The sequence below is a fragment of the Pyxidicoccus xibeiensis genome, from assembly GCF_024198175.1.
GTDB lineage: Bacteria > Myxococcota > Myxococcia > Myxococcales > Myxococcaceae > Myxococcus > Myxococcus xibeiensis.
Genome location: NZ_JAJVKV010000002.1, coordinates 421,371 through 446,250, shown reverse-complemented (window position 1 = coordinate 446,250; position 24,880 = coordinate 421,371). Strand labels below are relative to the sequence as shown.

Here is a 24,880-nt window from a genome sequence, read left to right as displayed (position 1 = left end):
GCAGAGCCTGGCCACACGTCCTACGTCGCGGCTGACGCCTCCAGGCTCCGGTGGATGTAGCGAGCAATGGCGGCGGTGTTCGGGTGCTCCATGGGCAAGGTGACGGGGAGTGGCAGGCCCGTCTCGGCACGCAGCGCATTCACCAGGTCCACCGCGAGCAGTGAGTCCAGCCCGAGCTCGTCCAGATTCCGCGTGGGCGAGACGGGGATGGCCTCGTCCAGCAGGAGCACGGTGCGGACGATCCGGTTCACGTGGTCCAGCAGGAACTCCTCGTGCCGTGTCGAAGCGACCTGGCGCAGTGCGCTCACGAGCGGAGGCTCCGTGGACGCCACGGGGCTTTGCACCTGCGGAGTCGGAGTCGACTTCGCCGCTCCACCTGGCGTCAGGTCCTCCACCAGGAGCGCCCGCACCGCGTTCCCGTCCTCGTAGCAGGACCAGTCCGCGGTCATGGCGAGCGCCCACGCGCGGTCGCCGCGCATCAGACGTCCGAGGATGTCGACGCCGAGCTCGGGGGCCATGGCCTGGAGCCAGTGCTTGCGCGTCGCAGCAGCGGTCGCGGCCATGCCGACCTGCCACGTCCCCCAGCTCACCGTGAGCGCCGGGAGCCCCCGCGCACGCTGGGTTGCGGCGAAGGCGTCGAGGAAGGAGTTCGCCGCGGCATACGCACCCTGCCCCGCATTTCCGAGCAGCGCCGCGATGGACGAGAAGCTCACGAAGAAGTCCAACGGCCGCTGCCGCGTGAGCTCATCGAGGTGGACCGCGCCGGCCACCTTGGGGGCCAGCACCCGCGCGAACGTGGAAGGGTCCTGGTTCACCAGCAGCGCGTCCTCCAACACGCCCGCTGCGTGCACCACGCCCCGGAGCGGCGGCAGCCGCGCCGCCATCCGTGACAACAGCGCCTGCACCTCTTCGCGGCGAGCCACGTCGGCACGCTCCAGCACGACACGGACACCACGCGCCGCGAGCTCCTGCTCGAGCGCGAGCGCCTCCTGGCTGCCGGCACTCCGCCCCGCGAGGACGAGACAGCGTGCGCCCTGGTCCGCCATCCACGTGGCAACGGCCCGCCCCAGCGCGCCGGCGCCTCCCGTCAGCAGGTAGCTCGCGTCCCGTCGGAACGTCACCGGCGCTGCGTGCACCGATTCTGTGCGCGCGAGCCGTGGCGTATGCCAGCCCCCACCGCGGAGCGCGGCACCTTGCGCCCAGCTGCCGCCGAGCACCGCGCGGTACAGCCACTCGGCGTCCTCCGGGACACCCGGAGCCTCCAGGTCCAGCATCCCTCCCCACAGTGACGCGAGCTCATCCGCCACGACGCGTCCCAGCCCCCACAGCGCCGCCTGCGCGGGGGTGGGCAACTCGCCAGCATGGACAGCCTGCGCCCCTCGCGTCACGACGTGCACGCGAGCTCGCGTGCTGGCTTTGGCGAGTGCCTGAACCAGCGCCACCACCGGCCAGGAGACGCGGCTCGCCCCCTCGCTGAGTGCGCCTTCCTCCTCCCGGCTGTCCAGCGCCCACAGGTGCACCACGCGCGTCAGCGGCGGCCCGCCGGCCGCCTGGAGCGCTTCGAGCACGCGGGTGTAATCCGCAGCCTTACCGGGGCGGACTCGGAAGCCGCAGGCCCCTTCGCTGAACGCCTCGCCCGGGCGGACCATGACGACCGAGGCGGATGGCGTGCCGCGAATGTGCGCCGCGAGCGCGTCCGCCACGCCACCTTCATCCGCTAGCAACAACCAGGCACCCGCGGGGGCCTCGGCCTGCTGCGGGATGGCGGCAGGGCTCCAGCGCACTTCGTACACGGACTCGCTGGCGCGCTTCCGCAGCGCGGAAGGCAGCCGCTCGCGCGCAATCCACTCGAGGCGAAGGCCCCTTGCCTCCAGCCGGGTCTGGCCCTTCCCATCCGTGAGCCACACGTCCGCAGTGGCGTCAGCTGTCCGACGCACCGTGCACGTCAGCAAGTCGCCCGGCGCTGCCGGCCTGCCGAAGACCAGACTTGCAAGCTCGCCGGGGAAGAACGCCCGAGCCTCGGCTGGGGCGTTCACGAAGGCGGCGGCCAGCAACGACGTCTCGAGGAGAAGCGGGTCCCACCCCGTCCCGTCACCCCCGGCGCGCAGCTGCGCCACCACCTCGCGCCCGTTCGACCACACGGACTCCAGTCGTCGGCCGGGCTCATGCCCCCACGTCCGGAGCTGCGCGGCTACCTGCTCGGCGCCGAGCCGTGCCCCTTCGTTCCCATCCGTCGCGATGGCCGGCGCAGGCCCGGGGGAGCCTCGAGGGAATGACAGCGTCCCCGAGGCATGCCGCTTCCACTCGGGCGGCAGGTCTCCATCGGGCGTGCGCGCGCTTGCGATCTCGAACGCGTAGCCGTCCTTCGTCGGGGTGAGCACCAGCTGGCTCTGGAGTTCGCCGGGCGCGTCCGTCACGGCCAGTGGCGCCTGGAGCCGGACGCGCTGCACCTCGACGAGCTCGCCGCCCATCACCTGTGCGGCGGCCCGGTGCACTCGTACCAGCTGAGCCGCGGAGGGGAACGCGGGCCCGCCGTCGAACCGGTGCTCCTTCGCGAAGGGGACCTCGGAACCCCTCCAGCTCGCCTCGAAGCAGACGGCGTCCCCTGCGAGCTCGCGCCGCGTGCCGAGGAATCCCGTGGTGCGAGCACCCTGGCGGTGAGGCCCCTGCCCCGCCGCTGCCTCCTCCAACCAGTAGCGCTCCCTGGCGAATGGGTAGGTGGGTAGCGGAACGCGCGGGCCGCGCTCGCCCCGGTGGAGGCCGGAGAGGTCCACCTGCACGCCTCGTGCGATGAGCTCCCCGAGCCCCTCGAGCATCCCTCGTGCCTCCTCTCGCCCTGGTTTCAGCGACGCGACCCACGTCACCGCCGCCGCATCGGGAAGGCACTTGCGTCCCAGGTCGATGAGCGCCGGTTGCCGTCCCAGCTCCACGAACGTGTCGAACCCGGCGCCGCGCAGTGCCTCCAGCGCTTGCGGGAAGCGCACGGGCTCACCCGCCTGCCGGCGCCAGTAGTCGGCGTGCGCCACCACTCCGGGCGCCGCCACCGCGCCCGTCACGGTCGATGCGAACACGCAGCGCGGTGGGCTGAAGCGCACCTGCGCCGCCGCACCCGCCCCTCGCTCGACTGCGAGCCTCAGCGCATCCTCGAGGCTCAGCACGCCCGCGACACACGCGGCGGAGAGCTCGCTGGCTCCGAATCCGAGCACCCCCTCCGGACGCACGCCAAGGGACGCCCACAGCTCGGCCAGCGCGTACTGCATGATGAACAGCGCAGGCTGAACGATGGACGTGTGTTCGAGCGAGCCCCGGCCGAGCAGCGCCTTCGTCACGTCGGCCCCGAGCGCTGGCCCGAGCAGTCGTGCGCAGCGCTCCACGGCTTCGCGGTACACGGGTTCGGTCTCGTAGAGTGTTCGTCCCGTGGCGGTGAGCGGCGCGAGCTCGCCCGTGAAGAGGAACGCCACCCGCGGCCGCCGCGACGCGGACGCCTCACCGGACACCACCGTGGGCGAGGGCTTTCCCGTCGCGAACGCGCTGAGCGCTTCCTGGGCCTCTTCCCGCCTCTCCGCCACCACCGCCAGGCGGTGCGAGAGCAGCGCGCGTCCCAGGTGCGTAGACCGCGCGACGTCCGCGAGCGCCGCCCCGCCCGAAGCCTCGAGCAGCGCGGCGTAGCGACGCGCGAGCTCCCGGAGGGACGCGGACGACTTCGCCGAGAGGGTCAGCAGTTGCACCGGCCGGCCCGCGGACACCGGGCGCTGCTCGCGCACGGGCGCCTCCTCCAGCACGATGTGCGCGTTGGTGCCAGACAACCCGAAGGAGCTCACGCCCGCGATTCTTGGGGCGCTCGCACGCTTCCACGGCTGAAGCGACGTCGGGATGCTGAACGGCGACCCCGCCAGCTGGATGCGCGGGTTCAGCTCGGTGAAGTGCAGGTGTGGGGGGATGGCCTCGTGCTGCAGCGACAGCGCCGCCTTGATGATTCCGGCGATTCCCGCCGCCGCCTCCAGGTGCCCCAGGTTGGTCTTCACGGACCCGAGCCCGCACTTCGAGCCGTCCTTCCGGCTCGCGAACAGCTCCTTGAGCGCGTCCACCTCGATGGGGTCCCCGAGCGGTGTCCCCGTCCCGTGCGCCTCGATGTAGCCCACCTGCTCAGGCCTCACGCCCGCGTTCGAGAGCGCCTCGGTAATCACCGCCTTCTGCGCCTGCGCGTTCGGCGCCGCGAGCCCCGTGCTGCGCCCGTCGTGGTTGACGGCGGAGCCGCGAATCACCGCGAAGATGCGGTCCTCCGCCGCGAGTGCATCCGGCAGTCGCTTGAGGACGACGACCCCGCAGCCCTCGCCGCGCGCGAACCCGTTTGCGCGGATATCGAACGACTTGCAGCGGCCATCCGGAGACAGGGCGCCCAGTCGCGACAACATCACCATGCTCTCGGGCGCCAGGAGCAGGTTCACCCCCGCTGCGAGCGCCACGTCGGACTCACCGCCGCGCAGGCTCTGACACGCCAGGTGGAGCGCAACGAGTGAGGACGAGCACGCGGTGTCCACCGTGAGGCTGGGGCCGTGAAGCCCGAGGAAGTGCGACAGGCGGCCGGCCAGCACGCTCGACATCCCGCCCGTCACCGAGTGGGCTTCGAAGCGCTCCGGACCGCGGCGCTGCGCGAGGATCTCGTAGTCATGGGTGCAGCTGCCGACGAAAACGCCCACCGCGCGCCCCTTGAGGCCCTCCGGCGGCAGACCCGCGCTCTCCAGTGCCTCCCAGCCCACCTGGAGCAGCAGCCGCTGCTGCGGGTCCATCAGCTGCGCCTCACGCCCGGAGATTTCGAAGAACGGCGCGTCGAACCGGTCCACCTCGTCGAGGAACGTGCCGTACCGGGTGACCATCTTCCCGGGCGCCTGGGGGTCCGGGTCGTAGTAGTCGTCCACGTTCCAGCGCTCGCGCGGGACTTCGCGCACGGCGTCTGTCCCCGCGCGCAGGAACTCCCAGAAGCGCTCGGGGTCGTCGGCGCCGCCCGGGAAGCGACAACCGATGCCGACGATGGCGATGGGGCTCGGAGCCTTCCCCACCATCGCAGCGAGCGCGGCGCGGTCCTCGGGTGTCAGCTCCGCCAGGATGTCCGAGATGGCCTGTAGCGCTTCATTCATTGCGACTCACCCTCCGTGGGGGATTTCTTCTTGAGCTTGCGAAGCGCCGACAGGATGCGCGCGGCTCCTGCTTCGGAGACCTGCGCCGCCGGAGCTTCGGTCGTGGTGTCGTTCGCGCCCGCGGGCGCGGCGATGGCAGCGGGCAGCCCGGCAGCCTGCGGTGCTGCATTCTCGAGGGGGACTTCGAGCAGCGCCGCCAGGCGGACCGCGAGCGCCGAGACGTTCGGGTATTGCCAGACGATGGACGTACTGAGGCCCACGCCCAGCCCGCCCTCCAGCCGGTTGCGGAATTCGATGGCCATGAGCGAGTCCACGCCGAGGTTCTTGAACGGCGCCGACGGCTCGATGCGCGACGGCGCGCAGCGCAACACGCGCCCGAGTTGTTCCTGCAGGTAGCTCTCCAGCACCCGCGAGCGGTCTCCCGCCGGATGCCCGAGCAGCTGCTCTCGCCACGTGCCGCCCGACGCGGAAGCTCCGCCCTGGGCCTCCTCGAGCAGCGCAGCCAGGAACGGCGAGCGCGCGGACGCCAGGTGGGACTCGCGCCACTGGCGGACATTGAGCCGCATGGCGCTCACCTGCGCGGCGGCTCCCGTCAGCAGCCGCGCGAAGACCTCCGCGCCCTGCTGCGGCGTGAAGCTCTCGACGCCGCTCATGGCGAGGCGTGCACCCCGGTTGGACTGAGCGGCGGCGAGCCCCACCTCCGCCCACGGGCCGTAGTTGATGCTCAGGCCCGGCAGGCCGAGCGAGCGCCGGTGGTGCGCGAGCGCATCGAGGAACGCGTTCGCGGCGCAGTAGTTGCCCTGGCCCGGCGAGCCGAGCACCGACGCCACCGACGAGCACAGGACGAAGCAGCCGAGCTCGTCCCCTCGTGTGAGGGCGTGCAGGTTCCAGGCGCCGAGAATCTTCGGCGCCGCGACCCGGCGCATCTGCTCGGGGGTGAGCCGCAGCAGGGTCGCGTCGTCGAGGACCGCCGCCGCATGGATGACGCCCCGGAGGGGAGGCAGGCGCTGTCGGAGGTCCGCGAGGACCGCCGCCAGTGCGCCCGCGTCGGCCACGTCGGCGTGCGCGAACTCCACCCTCGCCCCCGAGGCGCGAAGCTCCTCCGCTACCTGGAGCGCTCCGGCGGGCGGCTCGCTGCGCCCGAGGAGCACCAGGCTCCTCGCGCCCTGCGCGACCAGGGAGCGCGCCAGCTGGAGCCCCACGCCGCCTGCTCCACCGGTCAACAGGTACGTGCCGTCGGGACGGATGGCCGCCCCGGACGCCGCCGCAGGCAGCACCGTCGAAGGGGCGCTCTCGCGGTCGAACGACAGCACCAGCTTCCCGACGTGCTCGCCCTGCGCCATCGCGCGCATCGCCTCGGCCACGCGCGAGACGGGCAGGACCTTGACGGGCGGCAGACGGAAGGCGCCAGAGGCGAAGCGGTCCAGGACCTCCGCCAGCAGCCGCTGGACGAGCGCGGGGCGGGCCCGGGTCATCGAGCGGAGGTCCACCAGCGTGAAGCTCAGCTGCCGCAGGAACGGCTTGAGCCCCAGGGGATGGTCCTGGACGTAGTCGCGCTTGCCAATCTCCACGAAGCGGCCGTAGTCGCGCAGCACGCCGAAGCTCGCGGGGATGAACTCGCCTGAAAGCGAGTTGAGCACCACGTCCACGCCCTCGCCGCCCGTGCGCGCCCGCACCTCGTCCGCGAACGCCAGCGAGCGGGAGTCCATCACGTGCTGGATGCCCATGGAGCGCAGGAGCGCCCGCTTCTCCTCGGTGCCCGCGGTCGCGAAGATCTCCGCGCCTGCGAGCTGCGCGACCTGAACGGCCGCGAGCCCTACCCCGCCCGCAGCGGCATGGATGAGGACCCGCTCGCCCGCGCGCAGCCGCCCCACGTGCTCCAGCGCGTACCACGCGGTCAGGAAGGCCACAGGGATGGCGGCCGCGTCCTCCATGCGCATCCCGCTCGGAAGTGGCGCGACGAGCTGGCTGGACGTCGTGACGAACGAGTCGAACGCGCGCGGGGCGATGCCGACGACTCGATGTCCCACCTCGAGGCCGCTCACGCCCTTTCCGACGGCGCTGATGCGTCCCGCGCACTCGAAGCCCAGTGGAGGCCCGCCCGAAGCCTGGCCGGTGTCGTCCTCCATCATCCCGAGCGCGAACAGGACGTCGAGGAAGTTGAGCCCCGCGGCGCGGACCTCGATCTCCACCTGGCCCTCGCCCGGGGGCTTGCGCCCGGACATACGGAAGGCCACCTCGTCGAGCACGCCGGGCCGGGCCGTCTCGACACGGAACGGCAAGTCCGCGGACCGCACGACAGCCCGGGGCGGCGCCGATGGGACGGACCGCTTCAGGCGCGCCACATACCGCGCGTCACCGCTAAGGACGAGCTGGTCCTCGCGGCCATCCCCGTCCAGGAGCTCCCGCTCGAGCGCCTCCAGCTCCAGTGCCGACGGCCTGGGGGACAGGTCCAGACAGGACGTCCTCAGCTCCGGGAGCTCGTGCCCGAGGGTGCGAGCCAGCCCCCACAGCGGCGCCTGCGCGACGGCGAGCCCCGGGGAGGCGTCCAGCGGATGCACGCCCGCGGTCAGGAGCCACAGCTTTGGAGGGTCCCGGCGACCCGCTCGCGCGAGCGCCTGCACCAGCCGGAGCGCACTCTGCGCCCCCAACTGCTGCGCCTCTTCGAGCGACTCGGCACCGAGGTCCTCGGCACCCGCGGCATCCAGCGACCAGGCATGAACCACCCCGGCCAGCGGAGGCGCTGACGCAAACGCCTCCTTCACCAGGCGCTCCAGACCCTCCGCGTCAGAGACGTCGAGCTCACGGCGACCGTGCTCCGGCACGGACGACCGAGCGCTCCGGAAGGCGAGCAGACACCGCTGGCCGCGCGCCTCGAGCCGCTGCGCGAGCGCCTCCGCCGTCCCGCCCTGGTCCGCGAGGATGAGCCAGGTCTGCGCCTGCACCTCTGCACGGGCCGTGCTGGCGGGCTGCGCGTCCCACTCCACGGCGTAGAGCGTGTCGCCGAGCGCGTCGCGCTTCTGGCCCGGCAGGTAGCGGATGAGCAGCCCTTCGACCTCCAGGAGGCGCTCGCCCGTCGGCCGGTACGCGAAGACGTCCACGCGCATACCGTGCGTGTCGCTCGCGCGGCACACCGCGTGGCAGAGGACCTCGCCTTCGAGCGCGGCGCCGCGCTCCAGCCGCGAGATTCCGACCGGCAGGGCGCGCATTCCCTCCGCCGGCTTCGCGAGCCCACCGGCGACCTGGAGGAGCGCATCCAGGAGCGCTGGATGCATGTGGTAGGGCCCCTCTGCCGTGGCCAGCGCCTCCGGCAGGCGGACGCGCGCGAGCGCCTCGCGTTCTCCGCGCCACAGCTCGAGAACGCCCTGGAACGCAGGGCCGTATTCGAGCCCCAGCCGCGCCAGTGCCTCGTAGTGGGCTCCGGCCGCAACGGGCTCGCGGCAGCGGCTGCGCAGCGCGTCGAGCGTGCTCACGGCCGAAGCCGCCGGCGTGCCACGGGCCTTCAGCACGCCGCGCGCGTGACGCGTCCAGGCCTCCGTCTGCGACGTCCTGGCGAAGACCTCGAACTCGAAGCGGCCCTCGCCCGCGGGGCCCACCACCACCTGCGTGGACACCGGCGCCTCGGTCAACGTGAGCACCTGCTCGAAGCGCACGTCGACAAGCGCGCCAGGCGCCCCGAGGACCGGCTCCGCCGCGGCGAGCGCCATCTCGACGTAGCCCGCCCCTGGGAACACCACGCTGCCATCGACACGATGGTCCGAGAGGAACGGCAGTCGCGCCAGGCGCAGCTCCGCCGCGAAGTAGTGACGGCGACCGACGGCCTCCAGGTGGCGCCCGAGCAACGGATGGCCCCCTGCCTCCGCGCCTTCGCGCGCGGACGCGTCCTCGTCCTCGAGCCAGAAGCGCTCGCGCTGCCACGGGTACGCGGGGAGGTCGGCCAGGGAGGCGCCGCCCGAGCCGAGCTGCTCGAACGCCACGGGCTGGCCGGCGGCGTAGAGTCCGCCGAGCGTGGCCAGCATCGCCGCGCGCTCGTCCTCGTCGCGCTTCGCCGTGGGGAACGCCAGGGCGCGCTGGCCCAGCGAGCCGAGCCCTTCCTCGAGCGCCGGTACGAGCACCGGATGCGGGCTCACCTCGACGAACGTGCCATGCCCTTCCCGAACCAGGCGTTGGACGACGTCCCAGAAGGCCACGGGCTGGCGCAGGTTGCGCGTCCAGTATTCCGCGTTGAGCTCGTCGCCGCGCACGTACTCGCCCGTCACGGTGGACAGCATCGGCACCTGCGCCGGCATCGGCTGGAGGCCACGAAGGCCGGCAAGCAGCCCGGACGTGAGCGGCTCCATCTGAGGGCTGTGTGACGCGTACGTCACCTTCACCCGGCGGCAGAAGATGCCCTCCGCTTCGAGGCGCGCGAGCAGCGCCTCCAGCGCCTCCACGTCGCCCGAGACGACGCTCGACCTCGGCCCGTTCTGGGCTGCGACTGAGAGCAGTGACTCCTGGCCCTTCAGCCGCGGCTCGAGCTGCTCACGCGACAGCTCGACCAGCGCCATGCCGCCCCGCCCCTCGACGGTTGTGACCGCCGCGCTGCGCAGGCAGATGATGCGCGCCGCGTCCTCGAGCGAGAGCGCGCCCGCCACGTGCGCGGCGGCGACCTCGCCCATGCTGTGCCCCACCACTGCATCCGGCGTCAGGCCCCACGCGCGCCACTGCGCCGCCAGGGACACCTGCATCGCGAAGAGCAGCGGCTGCACCACCTCGACCCGCTCCAGCAGCGCGGGCAGCCCCTCGGACGCGAGCACCTCGAGGAGGTCCCACCCCACGTGCGGCCTGAGCGCCTCGGCGCAGCGCGAGAGCGCTTCACGGAAGGGGGCCTCCGCCATCAACCGGCGCCCCATCCCGACCCACTGGCTCCCCTGCCCCGGGAACACGAACACAGTTCCACGGCCCGTGAGTGCGCCGGCTCCCCGCGCGCATCCCGGACGGGACTCCCCTCGTGCGAGCGCCTCGAGCCGCTCACCCAGCTCCTCCGCGCTCGTGCCGACGACCGCGAAGCGGTGGGTGTGGTGACTGCGCCGCGCCCCCGCCGTAGCGCAGAGGTCCCGAAGCCTCGCGCGGTCCGCGCCCGAGACGTGACGTGAGAACGCGAGCGCCCGTTCACGGAGCGCCGGCTCGGTCTTCGCGGAGAGCGGCAGCAGGAGCGCGCCGTCTTGGACCGCTGCGCTGGCCACGGGCACCTGCGACGGCGGCTCCTCGAGCAGCACGTGTGCGTTGGTCCCGCTCAAGCCAAACGAGCTCACCCCCGCGACCCTCGGCTGAGTCCCCTTTCGCCAGGCCCGCGGCGCGGAGGCGATGGCGAACGGAGTGCCCTCCAGCGTCATGCGCGGGTTGAGCGCCTCGAAGTGCAGCTGCTTCGGGATCTCCTCGTGCTGCAGCGCGAGCACCGCCTTGATGAGGCCCGCCATCCCCGCTGCGGCCTCCAGGTGCCCGAGGTTCGTCTTCACCGAGCCGATGGTGCAGACGGAGCCGTCGCTCCGCGCTCCTCCGAGCACGTTGGCGAGGGCCTCGAACTCGATGGGGTCGCCGAGCGACGTGCCGGTCCCGTGAGCCTCCACGTACCCCACGTGCTCCGGCTTCACGCCCGCGGCCTCCAGGGCCGTGCGCAGGAGGGACTCCTGGGCGCGTCCGTTCGGCGCCGTGAGCCCGCTGGACTGCCCGTCCTGGTTCACCGCCGAGCCCTTCACCACCGCCCAGACGCGGTCCCCGTCTCGCACGGCATCCGAGAGCCGCTTGAGGACCACCACACCGCAGCCCTCGCCGCGCACGAAGCCGTTCGCGCGCGCGTCGAATGCGCGGCAGCGGCCGTCCGGCGACAGCGCCTGCGTGCGCGCAACCACCTCCATCGACAGCGGCGACAGGATGAGGTTCACGCCCCCCGCGAGCGCGAGGTCACTCTCGCCGCTGCGCAGGCTCTGACATGCCAGGTGGAGCGCCACGAGCGACGAGGAGCACGCGGTATCCACCGAGAGGCACGGGCCCTGCAGCCCGAGCAGGTAGGAGATGCGGCCCGCGGCGAACGCGTGCCCGTTGCCGGTGCTCGAGTAGATGTCGAGCTGGTTCGCCGGCAGCGCGAGCGTCCGCAGGTTGTAGTCCTGGCTCATGATGCCGACGAAGACGCCGGTCTTGCTGCCCACGAGCCGGTCCGGGACCTGGTGCCCGTGCTCGAGCGCCTCCCAGGCGACTTCGAGCAGCAGGCGGTGCTGCGGGTCCAACCCGGCCGCTTCACGCGGTGAGACGCCGAAGAACCCCGCATCGAAGCCGTCCACCGCCTCCAGCAGCGCCGCCCACCGTGCACCCGCGTGCGCGGGCGTCCGCCCTCCGGGCCACCTGGAGGCGGGAATCTCCTTCACCGCATCCACGCCGTTCTCGAGAAGCTGCCAGTAGGACTCCGGATCCTTCGCGCCGCCCGGGAAGCGACACCCGAGCCCCACGATGGCGATGGACTCCCGGGCAGAGGGAGTGGTGGGCGCGGGCTTCGGGGAGGGGGCGCTGGGCACCGCTCCGGACTCCTCCGCGAGCGACCCGGCCACGCGGCCGAGCAGGTGCTCCACCAACCCCGCGAGGTGCGGAACCGAGAACGCGACCGTCGCCGGAAGCTTGAGCCCGAGGCCTGCCTCGAGCCGGTTGCGCAGCTCGAGCGCCATCAACGAGTCCAGCCCCAGGCTGCGCAGGGGCGTGCCGCGCGCGATAGCCTGGATGTCGTCGTGCCGCAGCACCTGGCCCAGCTGCTCGCGCACGAACTGTTCCATGAGCGCGGGCCGCTGGCCCGACTGGGCGCGACGCAGCGACGGCAGGAGCACCGCGGCCCCCTGCGCGGAGGGCGCCGAGGTGGCCTGCGCGGTGCCCTGGAAGAGGTCCGCCAGCCGCCGGCTCGCCGCCACCTGCGGGTAGAACTCGCGCCACTGCCGCCCATCGAGGTCCATCAGTGCGAGCTGTCCTTGGTCGGCCCCGAGGATGCCGTCGAGCAGGGCCGTCCCTTCCTCGGGGGCGAAGCTCCGCAGTCCGCGCGCCGCCAGCCGCCGTCCACGCTGCTCCTCGGCCGCAGCCAGCCCGACGCCCGAGAACGGGCCCCAGTTGATGCTCACGGCCGGCAAGCCCTGGGCGCGCCGTGCGAGGCACACCGCGTCCACGTAGGCGTTGGCCGCGGCGTAGTTGCCCTGACCGGGTGAGCCCAGGACCGACGCCACGGACGAGTATGCGACGAAGAAGTCGAGCGCGTGCCGCCGCGTCAACCGGTCCAGGAGCCTCACCCCCTGCACCTTCGGGCGCGCCACGCGCTCGAAGTGCGCGGCGTCCTGGGCCTCGAGGAGCGCGTCGTCGATGACACCTGCCGCATGCACCACGCCGCGCAGCCGCTCGCCGAGTCGCTCCAGGAGCCGCGTGAGCTCCGCCTCGTCCGCGACGTCCACGCGCGCCACTTCGACCTGGACTCCGAGCGCGGTGACGGCCTGCTGCTGCTCGGGCGTCCGCGCGCCCTCGCGGCCAAGGAGCACCAGGTTCCGCGCGCCCCGGGCCACGAGCCACCGCGCCGCCTCGAGCCCCAGCCCGCCGAGGCCGCCGGTCACCAGGTAGACGCCCGCAGGGTCGAGGTGCAACGTGCGCGGTGCGCCGCCTCGGCGGATCCGCCGGAGCCGTCCCACGAAACGCGCGCCCTCCCGCAGCGCCACCTCTTCGTCGGGGCCTGCTGCCAGCACTTCCCTGGCGACCTGGGCGCCATCACCTGGCCGGCCCTCCACGTCCACCCGCATGCAGTGCAGCTCGGGATGCTCGTAGGCCACGGTGCGCGCGAGCCCCCACGCCACGGCTCCGTCGGGACGGACCGCGTCGCTCGGCCGCACCTGCTGCGTGCCTTGCGTGACCACCCACAGGCGCGGCACGTCCCTGAGCTCGGCCCCGCCAAGCGCCTGCATCCAGGAGAGCGCCGTCGTGTACGCAGCGGCGTACGTCCCTTCCCCGCCGTCAGGCACGACGACGACTCCACTCAGCCCCTCCCCTTCGCGGCGCAGACGCTCGGCGCTCGCCGCAACGTCAAGACGCTCCACGTGCGCGCCAGCCGCTTCGAGTGCGCGCCGGACGTCGTCCGTGAGCTCCGAGCCGTCACCGTGCAGCCAGTACCGGCCGCCCTGCGTCCGCGCTGTCGGCGGAGCGGCCTGCTCCCAGCCCATCTCCCATGCCCACTGCTGCCACGCACGGGCGTCGCTCCGCAGGGCCGCCGGGTCCGCGCGCTTGAGCTGCAACCCCTCGAATTCCAGCACCAGCTCGCCGGCCTCGTCGAAGGCGCGGAGGCTGCCGACACACGCCTCCTCGGAGACGCTGCGCAGCACCGCGTGGCAGAAGCGCGGGCCTCCGCCGCGGCCGAAGAAGCGCAGCCGCTCGAGCGCGAAGGGAATGAATGCCTGGCCCGCTGGGAGCGAGGGCGCCGCGGCGACCAGCGTCTGCAGGCACCCATCCAGCTCCAGCGGGTGCAGCAGGCTCCCGCGCTCGGGCTCCGCGAGCTCGAGCCTTCCGAGCGCCTCGCCAGGAGCGCGCCACAGCTGTCGCACCGATTGGAACGAGGGCCCGAGCCCGATGCCGCGACTCGTCAGCTCTTCGTACAGCTGCGCGGTCTGCGCCTCCTCCGTGCACCGGGTGCGGACGGCCTCGAGCGGCTCGGAAGCTCCGACCTGCGCTCCGACGCTGACGGTGCCCCTGGCGTGCGTGAGGAAGGTGTCCGAGGCCGTGCTCGCAGTGGAGAACGTGTGGGCGGAGCCCTGTGCGTCGGGCGTCAGCAGCACGTGCAGACGCGCCGTCTCCCCTTCGGCAAGGAGCAGCGGCTGCGGCAGCTCGGCCTGCTCCAACGTCAGCGCGGTGGCGCCGAAGGACTCGGCAGCGGCGCTCATGACGGCGGCCAGGTGGTACGCGCCCGGAACGATGAGCTGGTCGTGGACGCGGTGCTCGCCGAGGTACGGCTGCCTCGCCGTGCCCACGCTCGACACAAAGAGGACTTCGCGCCCGGGGCTACTCACGCGCCTGCCGTGTAGCGCGCTGCCCGCTTCCACGGCGGCGGCTTCTACGCGGTCCACGGCGCGCGGGGCGCTCCACCAGAAACGCTTGCGGTCCCACGGGTAGCCAGGGAGCGGGACGGGCTTCGCACCCTCGCCGAACAGCGCCTCCAACCGGACGGGGTGCCCCAGCGCATACGCAGCTCCCAGCGCCGCGAGCATCGAAACGGACTCGTCGTCGTCGCGCCTGAGCGTGGACAGGTCCGCCGCCTCCACGCCGAGCGAGCTGAGCCCCTCCCGGATGGCCGGCAACAGCACCGGATGCGGGCTGACCTCGAGGAACGACGCGCAGCCCTCCCGCGCGAGCGCCTGCACCGCCCCCCAGAAGCGCACCGGCTCGCGCAGGTTGTCCACCCAGTACGTCGCCGTCAGCTCCTCCCCTGCCACGCGCTGCCCGGTGACGGACGAGAGCATCGGCACCTGTGCGCGCCGCGGCGTGACGCCCGTGAGCTGCGCCAGCAGCGGGGCCTTCAGGGCATCCATCTGCGGGCTGTGGGAGCCGTACGTCACCTTCACCTTGCGGCAGAAGACGCCGTCCTTCTCCAGACCCGCGAGCACCTCGTCGAGCGCCTCCAGGTCACCCGAGAGCACGCTGGTGCGTGGCCCGTTGTCCGCGGCCACCGCGAGGCGGTCTTCGTACCCGCGCAGCCGCGCTTCGGCGGCCTCTCGGCCGAGCTCGACCAGCGCCATCCCGCCCTGTCCCTGCACCCTGGCCACCGCGGCGCTGCGCACGCAGATGATGCGCGCCGCGTCCTCGAGCGAGAGCGCCCCTGCCACGTGCGCCGCCGCGACCTCACCCATCGAGTGTCCGAGCACGACGTCCGGCTCCACGCCCCATGCCCGCCACTGCGCGGCGAGCGCCACCTGCATGGCGAACAGGAGCGGCTGCACCACCTCGACCCGCTCGAGCTGCGCCGCCAGGTCCGGCGCGCGCAGCAACACCACCGCGTCCCAGCCGGTGAGCGGCTGGAGCACGCGCGCGGTGGCCTCCAGCGCGGAGCGGAACGCAGGCTCGCGATCCAGGAGCTGACGCCCCATCCCGACCCACTGGCTGCCCTGGCCCGGGAAGACCCAGACTCGCAGGCCCGTGGGCCGCTCGCCGGGGCTGCGCGAGCAGAACGCCGGTGACCCGCCCGCCGCCAGAGCTTCGAGGCGCTGCCTCAGCTCCTCCGGCGTCCTGCCAACCACGGCGAGCCGATGCGCGTGATGCGTCCGCCGCGTCGCGGCGGTGAAGCACACGTCCGTGGCGGGCGTGGACTCGAGATGGCGCGCGTAGCGGGCCGCCAATGAGGTCAGTGCCGCCGGGCTGCGACCGGACAGCGCCAACAGGAAGGCAGCGGGGCTGCCGGCCGACGGGGGCTCCGTGGCGGGGCGCGGTGCCTCCTCGAGGACCAGGTGCGCATTGGTCCCGCTGAGGCCAAACGACGAGACGCCAGCGATGCGGCGCCGTTCCCCCTCGGGCCAGCGCAGCTCCTCCGTCGGGATGACGAACGGCGTCCCCTCCAGCGACATGCGCGGGTTGAGCGCCTGGAAGTGCAGGTGCCTCGGAAGTACGCCGTGCTTGAGCGCGAGCACCGCCTTGATGACCCCGGCCACGCCGGCTGCGGACTCGAGGTGCCCGATGTTCGTCTTCACGGAGCCGAGCACACACGGCTGCCCGTCGGAGCGCGGCTGTCCGAGGACGTCCTTGAGCGCCTCGAACTCGATGGGGTCTCCGAGCGACGTGCCCGTGCCGTGCGCCTCCACGTAGCCGACCTCGGCTGGCGCGACGCGCGCGTTCTTCAGCGCGTCCTGGAGCAGCGCTCGCTGGGAGAGGACGTTGGGCACGGTGAGCCCGGTGGAGCGCCCGTCCTGATTCACCGCGGAGCCGCGGATGACGGCCCAGATGGGGTCGCCGTCCGCGAGCGCGTCCTGGAGCCGCTTGAGCACGAGGACGCCGCACCCCTCGCCCCGCACGAAGCCGTTCGCACGCGCGTCGAACGTGCGGCAGCGCCCGTCCGGCGACAGCGCCTGCGTCCTCGCCACCATGTCCATCGAGTGCGGCGAGAGGATGAGGTTGACGCCGCCGGCAAGCGCGAGCGCACTCTCTCCGGACTTGAGGCTCTGACACGCGAGGTGCACCGCCACCGCGGAGGACGAACACGCGGTGTCGACCGAGAGCGAAGGGCCCTGCAGCCCGAGCGTGTACGACAGCCGCCCCGCCGCGAAGCTGTGGCCGTTGCCGGTGGTCGAGTAGACGTCGCGCTCCTGCGGCGCCAGCGCGAGCCCCTCGAGGTTGTAGTCGTCGTTCATCAGCCCGACGAACACTCCCGTCTTGGATCCCACGAGCCGCTCGGGCAGTTGGTGCGCGTCCTCGAGCGCCTCCCACGCCACCTCGAGCAGCAGGCGCTGCTGCGGGTCCATCGCCATCGCCTCGCGCGAGGAGATGCCAAAGAACGCGGCGTCGAAGCCCTCGACGTCGTCGAGCAGGGCCGCGTACTGCCCCCCGGGCGCGAGCGGCATCCGCCCGCTGGGCCAGCGAGACGGAGGCAGCGGCTTCACCGCATCCACCCCTTGCGACAGCGCGCGCCAGTACGACTCGGGGTCCACTCCGCCGCCCGGGAAGCGGCAGCCCATGCCGATGATGGCGATACCGTCCATACTCGGCTGCACGGCAGCGGCCCCGGTGGCAGGGAGTGCAGCGGTGCTGGCGGCAGCCTCCACGCGCACCGCGAGCTCCACCTCGACGCGCGTCGAGAGGTAGCCAGCGAGCGCGCCGAGGTTCGGGTAGGTCCAGACGAGCGTCGCCGGGAGCCGCTGCCCCAGCGCGGCCTCGAGCCGGTTGCGAAGCTCGAGCCCGACCAGCGAGTCCAGGCCGAGCGTCTTGAAGGGGGCATCGGCCGCGATGGAGCGGCTTTCGATTCGCAGCACCTGCGCCAGCAGCTCACGCAGCCACTCCTCGAGCAGCGCGGGGCGCTTGGAGGGCTCGGCCGCCGCGAGCCGCTGCAGCACCGCGCGGCTCGACTTCGGGGAAGGCCGCGCACTGCGCGGCGCCAGCAGTCCCCGCAGCCACGACGAGCCCGCGGCCTGCGGGTAGAACTCCATCCACTGCCGCTCGTCGAGGTCCGCGACGATGGCCTGCGCACCGCGCACTCCGAGCGCGCGCCCGAGCAGCGTCATGGCCTCGCCCGCGGAGTAGCTGCGCAGCCCTCGTGAGGCCAGCCGCGCGCCACGATTCTCCTGGGCCGCCGCGAGCCCCACGTCGGCGAACGGTCCCCAGTTGATGCTCAGTGCCGGGAGTCCCAGCGTCCGGCGGTGCCGTGCGAGCGCATCCAGCGAGGCATTCGCCGCGGCGTAGTTCGCCTGGCCCGGCGAGCCGAGGACGGACGTCACCGAGGAATAGAGGACGAAGAAGTCCAGCGGGAGGTCACGGGTGAAGCGGTGGAGTTGGTACGCACCGAGCACCTTCGCGGCGGCCACACGGCGGTACAGCTCGACGTCCTGGCCCACGAGGAGCGCGTCCTCGAGCACGCCCGCCGCGTGGATGACGCCCTTGAGCGGAGGCAGCTGTCGTGCGAGGTCCGAGAACAGCCGCTCCACCTGGGCAGCGTCGGAGACGTCGCAGGACAGCAGATGGACGGTGGCGCCTTCCTGCTCGAGCGCGCGGATGGCCTCACGCTGCTGCGCCGTGTGCGTGCCGCTCCGCCCTGCGAGCGCCAGGTGGCGCGCCCCGTTCTCGACGAGCCACCGCGCGGCAAGCAGCCCGAGACCGCCGAGACCACCGGTGACGAGGTACGTGGCATCACCAACGAGCGTCGGAGGTGGCAGCACCCGGCGCGTGGCCCGCACCAGCCGGCCTACGTGGCGGCCCGTGGTACGCAGCGCGACCTCTTCCTCCGCGTCGTCGGAGAGGAGCTCGGCCGCGAGGGCGTCCGCCTCTGTCTCGAGCGGCGAGGCGGGAAGGTCCACCCGGGCGCACCGAAACTCCGGGTGCTCGTAGGCCACCGTGCGACCGAGCCCCCAGAGCACCGCGAGCTCCGGCAGGACTACCTCGTCCCCCGGGGCCTGCTGGGTCGCCCGCGTCACCAGATAGAGGCGCGGCGGATCCCGGCGCGCGGCCCGGGCCAGCGCCCGGATGCAGGCGACGGCCGAGCCGAAGGCCTCCGCGTCGGAGCTGTGGCCCGCCATCACCACCACACCGCGCAGCATTCCCTCAAGCGCCGCTGAGACGTCGCCGCCCGACAGGGGGAGCCGCAGCACCTCGTCGGCACCGTGCGAGCGGAGCGCCTGTGCCAGCGCGTCGGCAGGGCCCGCCTCGTTGGCACACAGCACCCACCGCCCCGGCTCGCGTGCCGCCGCTTTCGCCCGGTCCTGCCGCAGCCAGGTGACTTCCAGCGCCGTCTCCGTCTCGACGGCCTCCTGCGCTGCCCCGAACTGCTCCCGCGCGGCCTGCTTGAGCTGAAGTCCTTCCACCTCGGCGACGACCCTCCCTGCTTCGTCGAAGACGCGCAGGTCTCCGAGGCAGGCCTCGCCCGAGCTCGTGCGCACGACAGCGTGGCAGAAGGCCGGCCGTCCGGCGCCACTGCTCACGGTCAGCCGCTCCAACGCGAAGGGAACGAAGGCCTTCCCTGCCTCCAGCTCGGGCGCTGCCGCAATCAACGTCTGGATGCACGCGTCCAGCTCGACCGGGTGAAGCGGTGCCCCATGAAGGTCCAGCTCCGCATCGGGCTCGAGCCTCGCGAGCGCCTGCGCCTCTGAGAGCCACAGCTGGCCGATGCCCTGGAACCGCGGGTGCAGCTCAATCCCACGCTCCGCGAGGTCTGCATAGAACCGCTCGGGGTCCGCCTCGCGACGGCAACGTGCCTGCACGACAGCCAGGGACTCACCATTCCCGAGCACCCTGCCCTGCGTCAGTCGCGCTCGCGCGTGCCGCCTCCAGGGCTCCTCCGGGTCCGCGCCCGCCGTGGACGCCGAGACGTCGTGCGTCGCACCGGCCTCGTCCGGCGTGAGCAGCAGGTGGAGGCGCTCCGAGCGCCCTCCCGTGAGGGGCAGGGCCCGTGGAATCTCCACCTGCTCGAGCGTCACCTCCGTCCCGGCGAGCACCTCCGTGGCCGCGGACACCAGCGCCGTGACGTAGAAGGCCCCCGGCACCACGACGTCGCCGAAGACGCGGTGGTCCGCGAGGTACGGCTGATGTTCGACGCCTACCGGGCACACGAAGAGCGCATCGCGCCCGGGGCTCTGCACGCGCCGACCCTGCAGCGCGTGCGTCGGCCCTGCCTCCCCCGTCGCGGGCTCGAGCCAATACCGGGCCTTGTCCCAGGGATAGGTGGGAAGCGACACGGCCCGGGCGCCCGGTGGCGAGAGCCGCTCGAACGCGACGTCGACTCCGCGGGCATACAGCACCGCCAACGCCGCGAGCAGCTCACTCCGCTCGTCCTGACCGCGCCGAAGCGAGGCGAGCACCCGCGCCGCGGAGCCGAGGTGGCGCACGCTCTGCTCGAGGGCAGGGATGAGGACCGGATGCGGGCTGAGCTCGACAATGGCGTCGAAGCCCTCCTCCACCAGCGCACGCACCGCCGGATAGAACTGGACCGGCAGGCGGATGTTGTCGAACCAGTACGCGCCGGACATCTCGCGCCCGTCCGTCCACGCGTCGGTGACCGTCGAGCGGATGGGCACGGTCCCCGCTTGCGCGCGCACGGAGCCCAGCTCGCCGAGCATGTCCTCCCGGAGCGCATCCATCTGAGGGCTGTGAGACGCGTAGTCCACCTTCACGCGGCGGCAGAAGACACCCTGCGCCTCGAGCGTCGCGAGCAGCGCGTCGACGGCGTCCGCCTCGCCCGAGACGAGCGTCGTCGAGGGCCCGTTGATCGCCGCCACCGAGACCTTGTCTCCGACGGGGGCCAGGTGCGGCCCCAGCGCGTCAGCGCTCAGCTCCATCAGCGCCATCGCACCGTGGCCGCTGGTGCGCTTCGCCAGCCGGCTGCGCGCGCAGATGATGCGGACTGCGTCCTCCAGTGACAGCACGCCAGCGACGTGCGCCGCGCCCACCTCGCCCATGCTATGGCCCACCACCGCGGCCGGCTCCACGCCCCACGCGCGCCACTGGGCGGCCAGCGCCACCTGCACGGAGAAGAGCGCCGGCTGAATCACCTCCACGTCGCCGGTGAGGCGGGACGTCTGCTCGGGCGAGCGCAGCTCCTCGAGCAGCGACCAGCCCGCGATCTTCAGGATGGCCGCGTCGCACCGATGAAGCGCGTCATGGAAGACGGCCTCCTCCTGCATCAGCCGGACGGCCATCCCGACCCACTGCGAGCCCTGTCCCGGGAAGACGAAGGCGACGCGGGGCCGCCGCCCGGGAGGAGGCTTCACGGAGTCCTCGTCGGTGGCGAGCCACGCCTCCAGCGCCCCCGCCAGCTCGCGGCGGGTGCGCCCCGTCACGGCCACCCGCAGCTCGTGGTGCGTGCGCTTCACCCCCGCGGTGAACGCGAGGTCCACGGGCGACTCGCCCTCGGGCGAGCGGAGGAGTTCGCCAAAGCGCTGCGCGAGCAGGCGCAGCGAGCCCGGGCTCTTCGCGGACAAGGGCAGCACCACCGCGGGCCCTGCCGGCGCGTCCACGTCCGGCCGTTGCGCCCGGAGCGCCTCGGGCAGCGGCTGAGCACGTACACCCGGATAGACGCCGTCCCAATCGGGCGACACGCCCCGCTCGTACAGCGCCCCGAGCGTGGAAAGGAGGCCCCCGAGCGCGTCCTCGCCGCGCCGGAACGACGCGAAGACGGGCGTGGCGGCGCCTTTCGGGCTGTTCTCCTGGACGAGACGCTCGAGCGTCGCGTGCGGGCTCACCTCCACGCAGAGCGCCCCTGGGCGCGCGAGCACCGTGCCGATGGCGGCGGAGAAGCGCACCTGCTGCCGCAGGTTCCTCGCCCAGTAGGCCGCATTGCACTCGGGCCCGGCGAGCGCGGCGCCCGTGACGGTGGACACCATCTCCACACGGCGCTCGCGAGGCCGAATCCCGGCGAGCCGCTCCTCGAACCGGGCGAGCAGCACGTCCATCTGCGGGCTGTGCGACGCGAACGCGATGTTCACGCGGCCACCGCGAATCCCGCGCGACGCGAGCGCTGCGAGCAGCGTCGCGAGGGCCGCCTCTCCACCGGACAACACGCTGGAGCGCGGGCCGTTCTCCGCGCCGAGCACCAGCTCCACGCCAAGCTCGCGCACGAGCGCCAGGGCGTCCTGCGCCCCCAGCGCGAGCCACACCATCCCGCCCTTCCCCGCCAGCTCACGCGTGAGGACCCCGCGCTCGTGGATGACCTTCACCGCGTCTTCCAGCGACAGGATGCCCGCGACGTGGGCCGCGGCGACCTCGCCCACGCTGTGCCCGACGACCGAGTCCGCATGCACGCCGAAGGAGCGCCACAGCGCCGCGAGCGCCACCTCGATGCCGAACAGCACCGCCTGGACGACATCCACCTCCGCCAGGCGCGAGCGCGACGGCGGAGCTACCAGCTCGTCGAGCAGGGACCAGCCCGCGAGCGGCTGGAACAGCCGGTCGCACGCCTCCAGCTCGGCACGGAAGCGTGCGGAAGAGGCCAGGAGGTCCCGGCCCATGCCCACCCACTGCGCGCCATGGCCCGGGAACAGGAGACACACGTGGGGGGCGCCACTCACCGCCACGGTGCGGCCGTCCCGGAGGCGCGCGGACAGCAACTCCACCAGCTCGCCAGGGCCTCGAGCAACGAACGCCGCTCGCGCCGGGCCCTCCGCGAGCGAGAGACCCGCTGCCCTGGCCACGCCTCGGAGCTCTTCCGTCTCGTGGAGCCCCGAAACAGCGTCCAGGAGCTCCAGCACGCGGCGTCGCAGCGTCTGCGCGTCCGGGGCACCGAGCGCCAGCAGCGTGGCGGGGCTCGCGGGGCCAGCCTCCAGCACGGCGTGCGCGTTCGTCCCGCCGAAGCCGAACGAGCTCACCCCTGAGGCCGGCACCTCGCCCGTCACCGGCCAGGGCTCGCGCTCGGTCTGGACCTTCAGCTTGAGCCGCTCGAAGTCGATGTGCGGGCTGGGCGTCTCGAAGTGGAGGTTCTTCACCAGCGCGCGGCGTTGGAGCTGCAGCGCGACCTTGGTCAGGCCGGCCATGCCGGCGGCGGCCTCCAGGTGCCCCAGGTTCGTCTTCACCGAGCCGATGCGCAGCGGCTGCTCCGGCCCCCGCCCCGCTCCGAGCACGGCGCCCAGTGCGCCGGCCTCGATGGGGTCCCCCAGCGCAGTCCCCGGCCCGTGGGCCTCCACGAAGTGAACCTTCTCCGGCGGCACGCCTGCGCGCGCGTATGCCTCGCGCAGGACTGCCTCCTGCGCCTGTGGGCTCGGCGCGGTGAGGCCGTTGGAGAAGCCGTCGTTGTTGATGGCGGTGCCGCGCACCACGCAGTAGATGCGGTCGCCGTCGCGCAGGGCGCGGGAGAGCGCCTTGAGCACCACCACGCCCCCACCCTCGCTGCGCACGTAGCCGTTGGCGCGTGCGTCGAATGCCTTGCAGCGCCCGTCCGGCGCCATCGCGCCGAACTTGGACATCGCCACCGTGCTGAGCGGGGACAGGATGAGGCTGATGCCGCCCGCGAGCGCCACGCTCGCCTCACCGCTCCGCAGCCCCTGACACGCCAGGTGCAGCGCGACGAGCGACGAGGAGCACGCGGTGTTGACCACCAGGCTCGGCCCGCGGAGCCCGAGCACATACGACAGGCGGCCCGCGAGGATGCTGGTGTCCTGGCCCGTGGCCGTGTACGGGTCCACCTGCCGCTCGCCGGCCAGACGGGCGTAGTCACTCCACATCGCGCCGAGATAGACGCCGGTGGGGCTCTCGCGCAGCGACTCGGGGACGATGTTCGCGTCCTCCAGCGCCTCCCATGCCAGCTCGAGCGCGAGCCGCTGCTGCGGGTCCATCTGTGCGGCTTCACGCGCGTTGATGCCGAAGAAGTGCGGGTCGAACCGGTCCACCCCGTCCAGGAACCCGCCCCACCGGGTGCTCATCTTCCCGGGAGCGGCGAGGTCCGGGCTGAAGTACTCAGGGAGGCTCCAGCGGTCCGGGGGCACCTCGCCAATGGCGTCCGTGCCACTGCGCAACAGCTCCCAGTACGCCTCGGGCGAATTCGCACCGCCAGGGAACCGGCAGCCGACGCCGACGATGGCGATGGGCTCGTCCTCCCCGGAGGCCCGGGCCCCTTCGGCCACCGGCGCCTTCACGGACGGGCCCGCGCCCGTGCTCGCGGACAGGTGGGCGGCGAGCCGCTCGAGCGTCGGGTATTCCCACGCGAGCGTCGGCGGCAGCGCGCGCTGCAGGTGCGCGGACAGCCGGGCCACGAGCTCGGTGGCGCGCGCGGAGTCGAGCCCGAGCGTCTTGAAGCGCGCCGTCGGGTCCAGCGCGTCCGGCGCCACCCCGAGCAGCCCTCCCAGCTGCGCGCGCAGCCAGCCCTCGAGCTGCGACCTCTGCATGTCTCCCACCGGTGGCCTCATTCCGGGTTCACCGCAAACACCGGGAAGAACCCGACGTTGCCTTCGAGAAACTTCTGGGACAGCGCGGGCACTTCATCGAACGCGTGAATCCGCGCGTCGATGGTGGGCATCCAGCCCTCCCGCTCGCCGTATTCGATGGCCGCGACGACTTCCTCGCGCGTGCACATGTGCGTGTGGATGTACTGGTGGCGCTCGATGCACTCGGTAGCGCGCATGAAGGAGGTGGCCATGCCCTCCTTCCAGCCGGCGGTGGTGATGACGCCCTCGCGCGAGAGCACCCGCCGCGTGACGCGGAAGAAGGGCGTGCCGATGTAGTCGACGAAGATCTGCACCATCCGCTTGTCGGTGCGCTCCTCCACCTCGCGGAGGAATGCGGCCTCCGCCTGCTGGTACGCACGGCGGTACGCGCTGTCGGTCCCCGCGCGCAGCTCGTCGTAGTAGAGGTCGCCGAACCGACGCCGGTCGAGCGCGGTGATGCCACTCTGGCGGATGAGCGCGAGCCGCTCGTCCGACGCCGACATCATCACCGTGGTGCAGCCATGCCTGCGCGCGAGGTCCAGCTCCGCGAGCGTGGTCCCTCCGCCCCAGCCCCAGACCTGGGGCGAGGGGTTGCGCTCGTGGGGCACCATCAGCCGGTACGTCCCGAACGCCAGCCGCCAGTTGGACCACGCCGTGGTGTAGCGCGCGGAGAACGCTGCCCACTGGGCGTAGGAGTACCGGGTCTTCTCGGGCAGCGGCACGAGGTCACGCGCCGGAAGCACCATGCGCGTGGACAGGAAGCCCGTCGTCCCCGCCATGTCGTACGCGAACGCCTTCATCGGGTAGCCCCAGGGGTCCAGCGCCGCGTCGGGGAGGATGAGCGCGCACTGCCCCTCCTTCCAGCCCTGCACCTCGGCGCCCACGCTCAGCACGCGCACGACGCCCGCGTTGCCGATGACGACGCGCTCCTCGCCGCGGAACCGGGCAACGTCGATGGGCTTGCGCTCGACGCAGTGGCCCATGTTGCCCTCCCAGGAGCCGTAGAGCGGCTCGACGAGCACGTCGCGCGGACCGGGGTCCGGCAGCGTGAGGTCACCGTAGACGAGCTCGGCCGGACGGCCCACGCTCGCCGCGTCTGCTGCGTAGAGGAACCACGCCTTCGCGTTCTGGCTCACGTCTCTCCCTCGC

At 72.8% G+C, this 24,880-nt stretch carries 3 protein-coding genes; all 3 read right to left on the bottom strand.

Annotated elements, in window-relative coordinates:
- Window positions 1–20 precede the first annotated feature (20 nt).
- Genes LXT23_RS09815 through LXT23_RS09805 form a run of 3 tightly spaced genes read right to left on the bottom strand, consistent with a single transcriptional unit; the run spans window position 21 to window position 24,867 of the window.
- Window positions 21–5,138, bottom strand: coding sequence for a type I polyketide synthase (locus LXT23_RS09815; protein WP_253979848.1), 5,118 nt, complete (start codon window positions 5,136–5,138; stop codon window positions 21–23).
- Entirely contained in the window at window positions 5,135–23,692 is an 18,558-nt protein-coding gene (locus LXT23_RS09810) for a type I polyketide synthase (protein WP_253979847.1), read from the bottom strand. Before LXT23_RS09810 ends, LXT23_RS09815 begins: the two co-directional genes overlap by 4 nt.
- Window positions 23,693–23,709: 17 nt before the next feature.
- The gene (locus LXT23_RS09805) at window positions 23,710–24,867 is read right to left on the bottom strand and encodes an MDR/zinc-dependent alcohol dehydrogenase-like family protein (RefSeq protein ID WP_253979846.1); all 1,158 of its coding nucleotides are present in this window, start codon (window positions 24,865–24,867) and stop codon (window positions 23,710–23,712) included.
- Window positions 24,868–24,880 lie beyond the last annotated feature (13 nt).

Coding starts and splice junctions, on each gene's coding strand:
- LXT23_RS09810 (WP_253979847.1), bottom strand. CDS start 23,692: ATGCAGAGGTCGCAGCTCGAGGGCTGGCTGCGCGCGCAGCTGGGAGGG.
- LXT23_RS09815 (WP_253979848.1), bottom strand. CDS start 5,138: ATGAATGAAGCGCTACAGGCCATCTCGGACATCCTGGCGGAGCTGACA.